The sequence below is a fragment of the Stutzerimonas stutzeri KOS6 genome, assembly GCF_000307775.2.
In the GTDB taxonomy this organism is placed as follows: domain Bacteria; phylum Pseudomonadota; class Gammaproteobacteria; order Pseudomonadales; family Pseudomonadaceae; genus Stutzerimonas; species Stutzerimonas stutzeri_B.
The window spans coordinates 2696006-2709949 of sequence record NZ_KK020676.1 but is presented as its reverse complement, the minus strand read 5'-3'; the positions used below and the strand labels follow the sequence as shown (position 1 = coordinate 2709949).

The window sequence follows — 13944 nt, the reverse complement described above, 5'->3', positions numbered from 1 at the left end:
CCCGTGGCATTGCCGGGTAGCTATGTTCGGAAGAGATAACCGCTGAAAGCATCTAAGCGGGAAACTTGCCTCAAGATGAGATCTCACTGGAGCCTTGAGCTCCCTGAAGGGCCGTCGAAGACTACGACGTTGATAGGTGGGGTGTGTAAGCGTTGTGAGGCGTTGAGCTAACCCATACTAATTGCCCGTGAGGCTTGACCATATAACACCCAAACAATTTGCTGTTTGCGTGTCAGACGGTCGAAGTCGACACAAAGCCGAAGATTTGCAGAGAACACGCAATACCGATATATCACATGCCCAATACGCTGCAGCGGCTCAACCCCGAGGCAGCAACCGAATTGCTTGACGACCATAGAGCGTTGGAACCACCTGATCCCATCCCGAACTCAGCAGTGAAACGACGCATCGCCGATGGTAGTGTGGGGTCTCCCCATGTGAGAGTAGGTCATCGTCAAGCACCTATCCCAAACCCCCGATCTGCGCAAGCAGGTCGGGGGTTTGCTTTTTGCGTCGGAAAATAGGGGCGGGCAAATGCGCAGTCGGCGCTTATGCGCCGGCTGCGCTGCAGATGCATGACCGAGCGCGGTCGGTGAGCGGCGAAAACGATGCGCCCAGCCGCGGGCTGAAGGGTATGGAATGGGGCGGAAGAGCGAAGCCGATCTGTGAACGGCTCCTTCTACCAATTTCCTGCCGAGTGGCCGAGCGCGCCGATCCGGGGGAAGCTGCTCGCAGTCGGCGTTGTTCATTCTTGAGAGGCCTTCGACGCGGTCTGTCTATTTCTGTTGCGTCAAATGGCCCCCGCTATAGGTCACGTTTCACCCCAGCATGGTTTCAGGACGAACCCACTGTTCGAATTCATCGTTGCTCAGGTAGCCGAGTTCCAGTGCCGCCTCGCGCAGGGTGCTGCCCTCCGCGTAAGCCTTCTTGGCGATTTCCGCGGCCTTGTCGTAACCGATATGCGGGTTCAGGGCGGTTACCAGCATCAGGCCTCGTTCCAGATGCTCGGCCATGCGCGCAGGATCAGGTTCGAGCCCCGCTATGCAGTGGGTATTGAAGTTGCGGCAGCCGTCAGCCAGTAGGCGGATCGATTGCAGCAGATTGTGGGCGATCACCGGTTTGAACACGTTGAGTTGCAAATGCCCCTGGCTTGCCGCGAAGCCGATGGTCATATCGTTGCCCATGACCTGACAGGCGAGCATTGACAGTGCCTCACACTGGGTCGGGTTGACCTTGCCGGGCATGATGGAGCTGCCGGGTTCGTTGGCCGGCAGCTTCACTTCGGCGAAACCGCCGCGTGGTCCGGAGCCCAGCAGGCGAAGGTCGTTGGCCAGTTTCATCAACGCCACGGCCAGGGTCTTCAGCGCGCCGGACAGCGCGACCAGGGGTTCATGCCCAGCCAATGCGGCGAATTTATTGGGTGCCGAGACGAAGGGTAAGCCCGAAAGCGCTGCAAGCTCTGCGGCAATGGCTTCGGCGAAACCGTGCGGGGCGTTCAGCCCGGTGCCGACGGCGGTGCCGCCCTGCGCCAGTTCGTACACGGCCGGCAGGCTTTGCCGGATCGCCCGCTCGGCGATGTCGAGCTGAGCGACGAATGCCGACATCTCCTGGCCGAAGGTAATCGGGGTGGCATCCATCATATGGGTGCGCCCCGTTTTGATCAGCTTGTTGTGACGCGCTGCCTGCTCGGTGAGTCCACCGGACAATTCGGAGAGCGCCGGTAAGAGATCGGTATGCACGGCCTTGGCGGTGGCAATGTGCATCGCGGTAGGGAAGCAGTCATTGGAGCTCTGCGCGCGATTGACATGATCGTTAGGGTGCACCGGGCTTTTGCCGCCTCTGTTGCCTACAGCCAGTTCGTTGGCGCGCCCCGCTATCACTTCGTTGACGTTCATGTTGCTCTGCGTGCCGCTGCCCGTCTGCCAGACCACCAGCGGGAACTGATCGTCGTGCTGGCCATGCAACACCTCGTCGGCGGCCTGTTCGATCAGGCGCGCGATGTCCGGTGGCAGATCGCCGATACGGTCATTGACCCGTGCCGCCGCTTTCTTGATCAGAGCAAGAGCATGCAATACTTCGATCGGCATGCGTTCGGTGCCGATCTCGAAATTGCTCAGCGATCGTTGCGTCTGGGCTCCCCAATAGGCTTGTTCCGGCACCTCTACGGGGCCCAGGCTGTCGGTCTCGGTACGTGTCATGCCGTTGCTCCACTGTTTGATTGCTTGGTTTAGGCTGCCTCGCGGCGCTGCGGGTTCCGTGGCGCTGCGGTCCATCGCTTGAGCCATTGGAACTCCGGGCGCAGAATCTGTCCATTGAGAGCCAGCTATCCCCACCCAAGGTATTTCCAATGTCCATGCACCGCACGCTCCGCTTCTGCTGCGCCATTCTTCTCAGCTGTATCGGCCCATCGGCAATCGCCGACAGCACGACCCACGCGGACAGCGCCGAACGCTTCCTGCAACTGGCCAATGCCGATCGTCTCGCGGTGCCGGTCTACGCCCAGGTCCAGCAGATGTTCGCCCAGCGCTTTGCCGAAACCCAGGCGCCGGATAGCAAGAAGGCACTGCTCGAACGCTATCAGGCCCAGGCCGATGCTGCGTTGGACAAGGCGATCGGCTGGGACAAGCTGAAGCCCGATCTGGTCGCGCTCTATACCGGCCAGTTTTCCGAAACCGAACTGAATCAGTTGATCGATTTCTACCAGTCGCCGCTGGGCAAGAAGATGCTTGCTAAACTGCCGGAGCTCAACGCCCGCTCAGCGCAGCTCACCCAGGCGAAGCTGGAAGCCGCAGTGCCGGAAGTGAACAAGCTGTTGGCCGACATGACGGCCGAACTCGATACCCAGAAGCCTTGAGAGAGCCAGGCATGCCCAAACTCGATTCGATCCAGGACGCCCTGCAAGCACTACAGCCCGAGCACCTCGAAGTGTTCGACGAAAGCCATATGCACAGCCGGGGGCAGGAAACCCACTACAAGGCGGTGATCGTCAGCCCTCAGTTCGCCGGGTTGAATTCGGTCAAGCGCCATCAGAAGGCCTATGCGGCGATGGGGGATTTGATGCCGCAGATCCATGCGCTGGCACTGCATACCTATACGCCGGAGGAGTGGGCGCAGCAGGCGGCGGTGCCGCCGTCACCGGTCTGTGCTGGCGGGCATAAGTAAGCGGGGCTGGCCAATCCGTCGTACCCTGCGCAACATTGACCTTGTTTGTTAGAATTCCCCACTCGCGCCGGCCCATGCCGGCGCTTTCGTTTGTATCCGGTCCGCCCTTTACGCGGGCGACCACTGGTGGAAATACCTTATGACACAGAAGATCGTCGTCGCGGCGCTGTACAAGTTCGTTTCCCTGCCGGACTACGTCGCGCTGCGTGAGCCCCTGCTCGAAACGCTCACCGACAATGGCATCAAGGGCACGCTGTTGCTGGCCGAAGAAGGCATCAACGGCACGGTGTCCGGCACTCGCCGGGCGATCGATGCGCTGCTCGCCTGGTTTCGACGCGATGCGCGACTGGCCGATATCGATCACAAGGAATCCTGCTGCGACGAACAGCCGTTCTACCGCACCAAAGTCAAGCTGAAGAAGGAAATCGTCACCCTGGGCGTGGCGGGCGTCGACCCCAGCCAGCGAGTCGGCACCTATGTCGAGCCGCAGGAGTGGAACGCTCTGATCGCCGACCCGGACGTGCTGCTGATCGACACACGCAACGACTACGAAGTGGCCATCGGCACGTTCGAAGGTGCGGCCGATCCGAAGACCAGATCGTTCCGCGAGTTTCCTGACTACATCAAGGCGCACTACGACCCGGCCAGGCACAAGAAGGTGGCGATGTTCTGCACCGGCGGCATTCGTTGCGAGAAGGCGTCGAGCTACATGCTGGGGGAGGGTTTCGAAGAGGTCTATCACCTCAAGGGTGGCATTCTCAAATATCTGGAGGAGGTGCCGGAGGCAGAAAGTCGTTGGCGAGGTGATTGTTTCGTATTCGACAACCGGGTCACCGTGCGGCATGACCTGAGCGTCGGTGATTTCGATCTCTGCCATGCCTGCCGCGCTCCGGTTTCCGTGGAAGATCGGCTGTCCGAGCACTACGCTGCGGGTATCAGCTGTCCGCACTGCTGGAATACCCTGAGCGAGAAAACCCGCGCCAGCGCCCGCGAGCGGCAGAAGCAGATCGAACTGGCCCGCCAGCGCAATCAGCCACACCCCATCGGCCGCGACCCGCGGCAACTGGACAGCTGAGCCGGCCGGCGTATTGCCCAGAAGCAGTGGAGTATCGTAGTGGCCCGACTGATTTACGTGATGGACCCCATGTGCTCCTGGTGCTGGGGCTTCGCGCCAGTGCTGCAGGCGCTGGCCGAGCAGGCCGCTGCGCAGGGCGTGCGACTGGAGCTGGTGGTCGGCGGGCTGCGCCGCGAGCGGGCGGCCATGGATCAGGCCGGGCGGGAGCGGACCCTCTCCTATTGGCAGGCGGTACATGCAGCCACCGGCCAGCCGTTCAACCTCGCCGCGGGGCTGCCGCAAGGCCTGGTCTATGACACCGAGCCCGCTTGCCGGGCGCTGGTAGCGGCACGCAGTCTCGACCAGGCCCGCGTCTGGTCGCTGGCGACGTCGATCCAGCGGACGTTCTATGAGCAGGGCCGCGACGTGACGCAGCCTGCGCTGCTGGTAGAGCTGGCCGAGGCGGCCGGTATACCGCGCGGCAGCTTCGCCGAGCGCTACGACTCCCAAGAGGCGAGGGCCGCCACCCAGGCCGATTTCGCCTGGGTGGAAAATCTCGGGATCGCCGGCTTCCCGACCCTGCTGGCCGAGTGCGAGGGCCAACTGGCGTTGCTGACCAATGGCTACCAGCCCGTGCAGGCGCTGGCACCGTTGCTGGGCCGCTGGCTGGAGCGCAATGCCCATGCCTGACCGGCTCAGTTGGGCGGAGATCCGCCGGCTCGCACTGCATCACCGCAAGGCCTTGATCCTGGCCAACCTGGTCGCCGTGCTGGCGACTCTGTGCAGCGTACCGATTCCCCTGCTGCTGCCGTTACTGGTGGACGAGGTGCTGCTGGGCGATGGCGACACTGCGCTGCAGTTCATGGATCGCTTCCTGCCCGCGAGCTGGGAGAGCGCACTCGGCTACATCGGCCTGATGCTCTGCATGACGCTGTTGCTGCGGGCCCTGGCGCTGGTATTCAACGTGCTGCAGGCACGCCTGTTCGCGCGGTTGTCCAAGGATATCGTCTACCGCATCCGCATCCGCCTGATCGAGCGGCTCAAGCGCATCGCGCTGGCGGAATACGAGAGCCTCGGCGGCGGCACGGTGGCGACGCACCTGGTCACCGATCTGGAAACCATCGACAAGTTCATCGGCGAGACCCTCAGCCGTTTCCTCGTGGCGCTGCTGTCGATCGTCGGCACCGCGGCCATCCTGGTCTGGATGCATTGGCAGCTGGCATTGCTGATCCTGCTGTTCAACCCGCTGGTGATCTACGCCACGGTGCAGCTGGGCAAACGCGTCAAACACCTGAAGAAACTGGAGAACGACAGTACCTCGCGCTTCACCCAGGCACTCACCGAGACCCTCGACGCGATCCAGGAGGTCCGGGCTGGCAACCGCCAGGGGTTCTTCCTGGGCCGCCTCGGGCTGCGCGCCCGCGAGGTACGCGACTACGCGGTGGCATCGCAGTGGAAGACCGATGCCTCCAACCGCGCCAGTGGCCTGTTGTTCCAGTTCGGCATCGATGTCTTCCGCGCAGCGGCGATGCTGACCGTATTGTTCTCCGATCTCTCCATTGGCCAGATGCTCGCGGTGTTCAGCTACCTCTGGTTCATGATCGGCCCGGTGGAGCAATTGCTCAGCCTGCAGTACGCGTTCTACGCCGCCGGTGGTGCGCTGGGGCGGATCAACCAGTTGCTGGCCCGCGCCGACGAGCCGCAGTATCCCGGTAGCCGCGATCCGTTCGCGGGTCAGGCGACGGTCGCCATTGATGTGCGTGGGCTACAGTTCGCCTACCAGGACGAGCCGGTTCTCGAGGGGCTGGACCTCAGCATCGCCGCAGGGGAAAAGGTTGCCGTCGTTGGCGCCAGTGGAGGGGGCAAGAGCACGCTGGTGCAGCTACTGCTGGGGCTCTACCAGCCACAGGCCGGGCAGATCCGCTTCGGCGGCGTGCCGCTGGAGGACATCGGGCTGAACACCGTGCGCGACAACGTCGCCGTCGTGCTGCAGCATCCGGCGCTGTTCAACGACACCGTGCGCGCCAACCTGACCATGGGGCGTGAGCGGGACGACGAACGCTGCTGGCGTGCCCTGGAAATCGCCCAGCTGGCGGAAACCATACGCCAGTTGCCGAACGGACTGGACAGCGTGGTCGGGCGTTCCGGCGTGCGCTTGTCCGGTGGCCAGCGTCAGCGCCTGGCAGTCGCACGAATGGTGCTTGCCGATCCGAAGGTGGTGATCCTGGACGAAGCCACCTCGGCGCTGGATGCGGCTACCGAGTACGCCCTGCATCAGGGATTGAATCGTTTCCTCGAGGGGCGCACGACACTGATCATCGCCCACCGGCTGTCGGCGGTAAAACAGGCCGACCGGGTGCTGGTATTCGATGGCGGACGGATTGCCGAGGAGGGCGATCATCAGCAACTGATCGCCGAAGGCGGCCTGTACGCCCGGCTGTACGGGCACCTGCAGCACTGAGCGGAGACGCTGGCGGACGGGACGCGTTGGGTCGGGGCGCGTAGCCTGAGGAGCGAAGTGACGAACCCGACACGTTTGTGCCCTTGCCTGTTGGGCTTCGCTGCGCTCAGCGCCAACCTACCCGCGGGCGCTCGAACATCGACTGTTGCAAGAAATTCGAGCCAGGCCGGCAATACATGGCCTAAAAAAAACCGCCCCGTGGGGCGGCTCAAACCAAAGGTCTTGCGTGCTCTGGCCGCCTAGCGGGGCCGGAGTCCATCAGAAGGACTTGGAAACGGCGACGGTCAGGTTGGAGTCGCAGTAGTCGTCCTTGCCATAGATGGCTTCGCAGTCCGCAGAGGAAATGTCGGTGTCGGTGTAGGTCAGCGTCACGTCCAGGCCGAAGAGGGTCTTGCCCACGCCGACGGCCCAGTCGTTGTAGTCCTCGCCACCGGCCTTGGCATCGGTGTAGCCGTAGCTGGCGAACAGGGTCGTTTCGTAGGGCAGCTCATATTCGTAGCCGGCCCAGGTGTAGGACGGGTGCACACCCGTCTCGACGCCGTACTTGTAGCCCAGGGTGAAGCCGTAGGCGGTGATGCTCGGGATGATTTCGTAACCGTTCCACTCGCTGGCCTGCGGGTAGGCGTACTTGGCCAGCTGCAGGTCGGCGGAGATGTCATCGGTGAAGCCATAGCCGTAGCCGACGTAGTAGTCGACTTCGATGTCGGCGCCGCTGGTGTTACCCGGGAAAGCCGCATCGTCGACGTTCGAGGCCCAGATGCCGGCATAGAGGCCGCTTTCGTGTGCGACGTCCAGGCTGCCCTGGATAGCGGTTTCGCCGGCGGTCTGCGACTGGCCGCGCCAGATGTAATCGCTGGCCAGAGTGGCGGTCATGCTGACGTCGAAATCGCCGAGCGGAGAGGGCACCGTCTCGCTGACGGCCAATGCGCTGAAGCCCATTGCGGACGCTGCGGCAACTGCCACTGTGAGTTTCTTGAACATGCTTTGACTCCCTGTGTCGGTACGCGAGGGTGGGCCCTCGTCCTGGAAAACCTGATTGCAGGATCAGGTGATGGGTCCAGAAGCAGAATGCTTGCCAACTCAGAAAAGTATTTATAAATCAACTGGATATGTTGATTTTTCGCTTGCAGTGGACTCAACGGCGCGCTGCGCTGGGGCGCTTTGCCAGCATTGTGAAGGGTGTGCACCGCTTCGATGCATGGGGCATATCCTGTCCGTCAGTCTTAAGGCGTCAAAAAATCATGATTAATTGCTCAACTATCAGTACTCTCTGCCGACTTCCCTGTCGTGCCCTTCATTTGTGGAATGTTTCTGATGGAATCAGTGCTGAATTTCTTCTCCAATCTGCCGGTCGGCAAGAAGCTGATCTACGGTTTTGGCGTGGTGCTGCTGCTGACCCTGGGCGTGGCCGGCACCGGCTTCATCGCTGTCGACGAAATCCTCGCGCGGGCGAACCAGATCAATCAATTTTCCACGGTCAATGCCTCCATTCTCGCTGCGCGGGGAGACGAACGTGACTATGCGCTGACGCGCCAGCAGGCCTCGGCCGATGCGCTGCACAGGTCGCTGCAGCGGCTCAACGACGAGCTGGCCACGCTGGCCATCGATTCCAGCGACGTGGAGCAACCCCACTTGGCGCGGATTCGCCAGGCCGCGGATGAATACGGGCGGCAGTTCGACGAATATGGCGTGCTGATCGAGCGCGGCGTGGCGCTGCGCGCGCGGATGCAGGAGGCCGCGCAGGTCAGCCGCGAGGAGTTCGAATTCATCGAACTCGATATGTACGATGCGGTGCGCGTCCTGCAGCTGGAGGGCGATCGCCTCAAGGGCAGCGATCCGCTGACCATCGCCGAGGCCACCTCCGGCTTGACCAAGCAGATTCTCGACATGCGTACCCTGGAGAATGTCTACGTCGGCAACAGCTCCGATGCGGCGGTCGAGAGCTGGAAAGAGCTTCATGGCAACGTGACGGCCGTCGGCGGCAACCTGAAGGTCTGGCTGGATGATGAGCAGAAGGCCTCCATGGACAAGGCCCTGGCCGAACTGGAGAACTACCGCGCGGCCTTCGACGAGTTCCGCCTGAATCGCAGCAAGCGCCTCGCGCTCGAGCGGTCGATGGCCCAGCAGTCGGAGGTGGTGATCGATGCCGCCCGCGAAGCGCTGGCCAGCGCGACTGTCGCCATGGAACAGCAGCGTCGCAGCACCTATACGCTGCTGGCCGTCATCGGTGCGTTGGCGATCTTCATCGGGCTGCTGGCCGCCGTGTCGATCTCGCGGATGATCGTCGGGCCGCTGCGCGCCATCGTGCAGCAGGCACAGCGCGTCGCCGGCGGGGACCTGACCTATTCCCAGGCGAGCATCCGGCGCGACGAAGTGGGCCAGTTGCAGAACGCCATGCACAGCATGACCGAAAGCCTGCGCACCCTGATCGGGCGTATCGGCGGTGGCGTCAGCCAGATCGCGACAGCTGCCGAGCAGCTTTCCGCGGTCACCGCGCAGACCAGCGCCGGCGTGCAGACCCAGCGCCTGGAGACCGAGCAGGTCGCAACGGCCATGCACGAAATGGCGGCCACGGTGCAGGAGGTGGCGCGTAACGCCGAGCAGGCCTCGAGTGCCGCGCGCCAGGCCGATCAGCAGGCGCGCCAGGGCGACAGGGTGGTGCAGGATGCCGTCGGCCAGATCGGCAACCTGGCCGGCGAGGTCGACCAGTCGGCGCATGCCATCGAAGCGCTGCATGCCGAGAGCGGGCGCATCGGCAGTGTGCTGGAAGTGATCCGCGCGGTCGCCGAACAGACCAACCTGCTGGCGCTCAACGCGGCCATCGAGGCGGCCCGTGCCGGCGAGCAGGGGCGCGGTTTCGCCGTGGTGGCCGATGAAGTGCGCGCCCTGGCGCGGCGCACCCACGACTCCACCGAGGAGATCGAAGGGTTGATCGGCAATCTGCAGCGAGTCGCGCAGCAGGCCGTCGAGCAGATGCGGAACAGCCGCGATCTCACTCAGCGTACGGTGGAACTGGCCAACGAGGCTGGCGTCGCCCTGGGGCGCATCACCGAGTCGGTTTCCACCATCGAGCAGATGAATCAGCAGATTGCCGCGGCGGCCGAGGAGCAGAGCGCGGTAGCGGAAAATATTTCCGAGAGCGTGACCCGCGTGCGCGACATCGGCGATCAGAGCGCCAGTGCCACCGAGCAGACGGCCGGCGCCAGCGCCGAGCTGGCGCGGCTCGGTGTCGAACTGCAGGAGCTGGTCCGGCAATTTCGTACCTGAGGGGGAAAGGCGGGCCGGTCCGGGCTCGCCCTGCCTTATCGCTCGCCGTCCAGTTCCGCCGCCCAGGCTGCCAGCGGCAGCGGCGGATACTGATGCCAGATGCGCTTCCAGATCTGCAGCAGGCGATCCAGATCGCCGCGGTCGGCCGGCAGGCGCTCGGGCCGGTCGATGAGCTGCCAGCTGTCCTCCGCGCGTTCGGCCAGGGGAAAGCGGAAGGGATGGAAGCCGGTCATGCCCAGGCGCAGGTCGGTGACCAGCAGTAGGCCAGCGCTTTCGTCGTAGCGCAACACGTCGTCGGTGAACCATCGCAGTCGCGCATGCTGTGGCGAGTCCTGCAGGGCCGCGGCCAGATGGCTGTCGCGCGGGAGGCGCACCAGCTCTGGCGGCATGTCGTCCAGCCAGCTGACCAGCGCTTCGTGATAGAACTCACCGTCCACCACGATTACCCGCCACAACAGGCTGTTGAACGGCGTCGGCGTGCTGAACAGGTGTTCGGCCTGGATGCCTTCGCGGACCATGACGTCTCGCACACGCTGCTCGGCCATCTGCTTGCCGGCCAGCGTGGAGCCCAGATACAGCGACGAAACGAGCAATGCTAGCAGCGGCCAGCGCGCCAGCCGCCCCTGCAGGCCGAACAGGAGGCCGGCCAGCACCGCCAGGAGCAGCGGCACGCTGTACAGCGGGTCGATGATGAAGATGCTCGACCAGGCGACCGGTGTCATGTGCAGCGGCCATAGCAACTGGGTGCCGAAACTGGTGAAGGCATCCAGCAGCGCATGGGTCGCCAGCACCAGCCAGAGCGTGAGAAACAGGCGCCTGCCGGAATAGCGCGGATCGGGGCGCCAGCGCCGGGCCAGCCAGGTCAGCAGCCCGGCAACCAGGCTGACGACCAGCAGCGAATGGCTGAAGCCGCGGTGATAGGTCATGTTGGACACGGCGTCGCCGTAGTCGATGACCACGTCGAGATCCGGCAGGGTGCCGAGCAGGGCGCCGTAGAGCAGCGCCTTGCGGCCTTGCCAGCGTCCCAGCAGGGCGGCCTGGACGCTGGCGCCGAGTACGGCCTGGGTGATCGAATCCATGGCGTGGTCCGTTCGAAGCGGGGCTTTACCTTAGCCGAATGCGCCTGCGTGCATTCGGCGAAATCCATAAAAAACATGTCGGTGGCTGCCGAGGAATACGACAATATCCCCGCCAATCCGTCCCACAGTGAGTTGCCATGCTGGAAATCTCGAATGCCGTGCAATTGCCGGACACCGAAATCGAGCTGACCGCCATCCGAGCCCAGGGCGCCGGCGGGCAGAACGTCAATAAGGTCTCCAGTGCGCTGCATCTGCGTTTCGACATCGATGCCTCGTCGCTGCCACCGTTCTACAAGGAGCGCCTGCTGGTCCTGCGTGACAGTCGGATCACCAGTGATGGCGTGGTGGTCATCAAGGCGCAGCGTTATCGCACCCAGGAGCAGAATCGCGTCGATGCGCTGGAGCGCCTGGCCGAGCTGATCCGCAGCGTCGCCAAGGTCGACAAGACGCGCCGCCCGACCCGGCCGACGCTGGGCTCCAAGAAGCGCCGGCTGGAGGGCAAGGCCAAACGCGGAGCGGTCAAGGCCGGGCGGGGCAAGGTGGATTATTGAGGGCTGGCGCCCGGCGAGTTGCCCGGCCACGCAGCCATTCAGGCGCCGAGCGTCTCGGCCGGCAATGGCTGATGCTGTTCCAGCGAACTCAGGAATTCATCGCCCCAGCGCCGAATGTCATTGAAGCTGACGATGCCGTACAGCTCGCGCAGCCGCGCGCGGGCTTCGCTTTTCGGCATGTTCAACGCCAGATAGCAGGTTGCCGCGAGATCGGCCGTATCGTGCGGGTTGGTCAGAAGCGCGCCCTTGAGCTCCGCCGCCGCCCCGGCGAACTCCGAGAGCACCAGCACCCCACAGCCATCCAGTAGCCCCTGGGTGGCGACGAATTCCTTCGCAACCAGGTTCAGCCCGTCGCGCAGCGGCGTGATCCACATGACGTCGGCCATGGCATACCAGGCCACGACTTCGTCGAACGGGTGGCTGCGGAAGAAGAACTGCACCGGGGTCCAGCCGATGCTGGCGAAGCGCCCATTGATGCGGCCCACGGCCTGTTCGATCTGCCCCTGCAGCTCGTCGTAGATCGAGATTTCCTGCGCCGCCGGTACGCAGATGCTGGCCAGGGTGACCTTGCCGTGCAGTTCGGGATTGCTCGCCAGCATCGCTTCGAACGCCTGGAGCTTCTCCAGCACGCCCTTGGTGTAATCCAGTCGCTCCACGGCGAGAATCAGTCGTACGCCTGCCAGTTCCTGCCGCAGCCGGGCCATGCGCTGGCGCACCGGTTCGCGGGCGAGGGCGTTGCGTACCCGGTCCAGATCCAGCCCCACCGGGTGGGCGCCGAGCTTGACCCGGCGCATGCCGGTGTCCACTTCGGTGGTCACGCTGTCGAGCCCGACGGCGCAGCCATAGGTCACGAAGCGGGGCGCGCAGTTCTGTCGCGCGAGGGTTTCCAGCGGGAACACGCCGCGGGCGACGTCGACGAAGTTCTCCACCTGGCGCGGGATATGGAAACCGATGTAATCGCACTGCAACAGGCTGCCGACGATCTGCCGGCGCCAGGGCACCACGTTGAACACGTCCGCCGAGGGGAAGTAGGTGTGATGGAAGAATGCCAGCCTGAGGTCCGGGCGCAGCTCGCGCAGATAGGCCGGGACCATCCACAGGTTGTAATCGTGCAGCCACACGGTCGCGCCTTCGGCGGCTTCGCGGGCGGTACGCTCGGCGAAGGCGCGGTTGACCTGCAGGAATACCTGCCAGTCGGCCTCGTTGAACACCGCGCGCTCCCAGAAAGTGTGCAGGGTCGGCCAGAAGGCCTCCTTGGAAAAGCGCTTGTAGAAGGTGTCGACCTCATCCTTGCTCAACGGAACCCGGGCGGCGGTGAGGCGCGGGTAGCGCTCGGCATCGACCGTGGTGTGGCTGTCGAACGGGCCGTCGGCCTCGTCATGTTCGGCCCAGGCCACCCAGGACCCCTTGCGGCCATCGGCGAAGAAGCTCAGCAGCGTCGGGATGATGCCGTTGGGGGACGTCGGCCGGCGGCGCTGGATGCGTCCCTCCACCCGGTGCTCTTCATAGGGCAGGCGGTGATAGACGATGACCAGATCGGCCTGGCCGGGCTCGGCGGCCTTGCGACTCTCGGCGGCGAAGCCGTGTTCGCCGAGGAAGCCGAAGTGGGCGAAGGCCTGGATGATGCCGCCGCAACCGGGGGCATCGGCATGCAGCACGCGGGTGCAGCTGCGCGTCTGCTCCAGCAGGCCAGGCTCGGATTGCCCGACGCAGACGCCCTTGAGTCCGCAGCCGAGCATGCTCAGGTCGTTCAGGGTATCGCCGGCGACCAGCACCTGCTCGGGGTCCAGCCCCAGGGTTTCGATCAGGCGCAGCAGGCTGCTGCCCTTGTTCACGCCGCGGGGGAGGAAGTCCAGGTAGAGGTCGGCCGAATAGAGCAGGTCGCAGCCCAGGCGCTCGGCGGCGATTTTCAGGGCGGGATCGGCGGCCTGTTCCGGCGTGCAGAAGTACGAGCAGCGACGGGCCTGGGGTACATCCTGGCGGACCAGCTCGGGGAAGGCGGTCAGGGCTTCGGCGATGGCCGTTTCGCCGGGCCAGCGGGTTTCGATGTGCTGCTGCAGCGGTTGGATCGGCAGCAGGGTTTCGCCGTGATAGAGGCTGGCGCCGACGTCGGCGATGATGTAGTCCGGCTGCGGCAGCGTGGGGTCCGCCAGCAAGGGCAGCACGGCTTCGAGGCTGCGCCCGGTGACGTAGGCGAGTTGAATGTCCGGATGGGCGGTGATGGTCTGATAGAGGCTGAGACGATCCTGTGGTTCGCCGCCAAGAAAGGTTCCATCGAGATCGGTGGCAAGTAGCATGCGCTGTCTTCCTGTCCATGAGTGGTGCAGTGACGCGCCGACCTGGGCCGACGAGCAAATGGCATCCGGCCTA

General features: G+C 64.1%; 11 protein-coding genes and 2 rRNA genes. 9 read left to right on the top strand and 4 right to left on the bottom strand.

Annotation, left to right across the window (positions count from 1 at the left end):
• Both B597_RS40415 and rrf read left to right on the top strand, forming a co-directional pair.
• Positions 1 to 202 (top strand): 23S ribosomal RNA (locus B597_RS40415); the annotation flags it as partial.
• 142 nt (positions 203 to 344) lie between these two features.
• Positions 345 to 460, top strand: a 5S ribosomal RNA gene (gene rrf, locus B597_RS40410).
• Positions 461 to 818: 358 nt separating this feature from the next.
• Here rrf and B597_RS0223665 read toward each other — a convergent pair.
• Complete coding sequence (locus tag B597_RS0223665; protein ID WP_003297095.1) at positions 819 to 2198, bottom strand: class II fumarate hydratase; 1380 nt, start codon at positions 2196 to 2198, stop codon at positions 819 to 821.
• Between the two features lie 149 nt (positions 2199 to 2347).
• Between B597_RS0223665 and B597_RS40405 the strand changes: the two genes are divergently transcribed.
• The 5 genes from B597_RS40405 (at position 2348) to B597_RS40385 (ending at position 6677) form a co-directional block, all read left to right on the top strand.
• On the top strand, positions 2348 to 2854 hold the full coding sequence (locus tag B597_RS40405; RefSeq protein ID WP_003297094.1) for a DUF2059 domain-containing protein: 507 nt from the start codon (positions 2348 to 2350) through the stop codon (positions 2852 to 2854).
• Between the two features lie 11 nt (positions 2855 to 2865).
• Positions 2866 to 3162: a BolA family protein gene (locus B597_RS40400; RefSeq protein WP_003297093.1), complete on the top strand. Its 297-nt coding sequence runs from the start codon at positions 2866 to 2868 to the stop codon at positions 3160 to 3162.
• A gap of 139 nt (positions 3163 to 3301) precedes the next feature.
• On the top strand, positions 3302 to 4237 hold the full coding sequence (locus B597_RS40395) for an oxygen-dependent tRNA uridine(34) hydroxylase TrhO (protein ID WP_003297091.1): 936 nt from the start codon (positions 3302 to 3304) through the stop codon (positions 4235 to 4237).
• A gap of 39 nt (positions 4238 to 4276) precedes the next feature.
• On the top strand, positions 4277 to 4906 hold the full coding sequence (locus B597_RS40390) for a DsbA family protein (RefSeq protein ID WP_003297089.1): 630 nt from the start codon (positions 4277 to 4279) through the stop codon (positions 4904 to 4906).
• Positions 4899 to 6677 carry an ABC transporter ATP-binding protein gene (locus tag B597_RS40385; RefSeq protein WP_003297088.1) on the top strand — a complete coding sequence of 593 codons (1779 nt, stop codon included), beginning with the start codon at positions 4899 to 4901 and terminating at the stop codon, positions 6675 to 6677. The genes B597_RS40390 and B597_RS40385 overlap by 8 nt, the downstream gene beginning before the upstream one ends.
• Positions 6678 to 6935: 258 nt before the next feature.
• Here B597_RS40385 and B597_RS40380 read toward each other — a convergent pair whose 3' ends face one another.
• Positions 6936 to 7658: a TorF family putative porin gene (locus B597_RS40380; RefSeq protein WP_003297087.1), complete on the bottom strand. Its 723-nt coding sequence runs from the start codon at positions 7656 to 7658 to the stop codon at positions 6936 to 6938.
• 333 nt (positions 7659 to 7991) lie between these two features.
• Between B597_RS40380 and B597_RS40375 the strand changes: the two genes are divergently transcribed.
• Positions 7992 to 9944: a HAMP domain-containing methyl-accepting chemotaxis protein gene (locus B597_RS40375; protein ID WP_003297086.1), complete on the top strand. Its 1953-nt coding sequence runs from the start codon at positions 7992 to 7994 to the stop codon at positions 9942 to 9944.
• Between the two features lie 35 nt (positions 9945 to 9979).
• On the opposite strand, the gene B597_RS40370 is transcribed toward B597_RS40375, so the two are convergent.
• Positions 9980 to 11023, bottom strand: a complete 1044-nt coding sequence (locus tag B597_RS40370; RefSeq protein ID WP_003297084.1) for a metal-dependent hydrolase — start codon at positions 11021 to 11023, stop codon at positions 9980 to 9982.
• A gap of 137 nt (positions 11024 to 11160) precedes the next feature.
• Between B597_RS40370 and arfB the strand changes: the two genes are divergently transcribed.
• Positions 11161 to 11574, top strand: a complete 414-nt coding sequence (arfB, locus tag B597_RS40365) for an alternative ribosome rescue aminoacyl-tRNA hydrolase ArfB (RefSeq protein WP_003297083.1) — start codon at positions 11161 to 11163, stop codon at positions 11572 to 11574.
• Positions 11575 to 11612: 38 nt separating this feature from the next.
• On the opposite strand, the gene ggpS is transcribed toward arfB, so the two are convergent.
• On the bottom strand, positions 11613 to 13871 hold the full coding sequence (ggpS, locus tag B597_RS40360) for a glucosylglycerol-phosphate synthase (RefSeq protein ID WP_024162373.1): 2259 nt from the start codon (positions 13869 to 13871) through the stop codon (positions 11613 to 11615).
• Positions 13872 to 13944 lie beyond the last annotated feature (73 nt).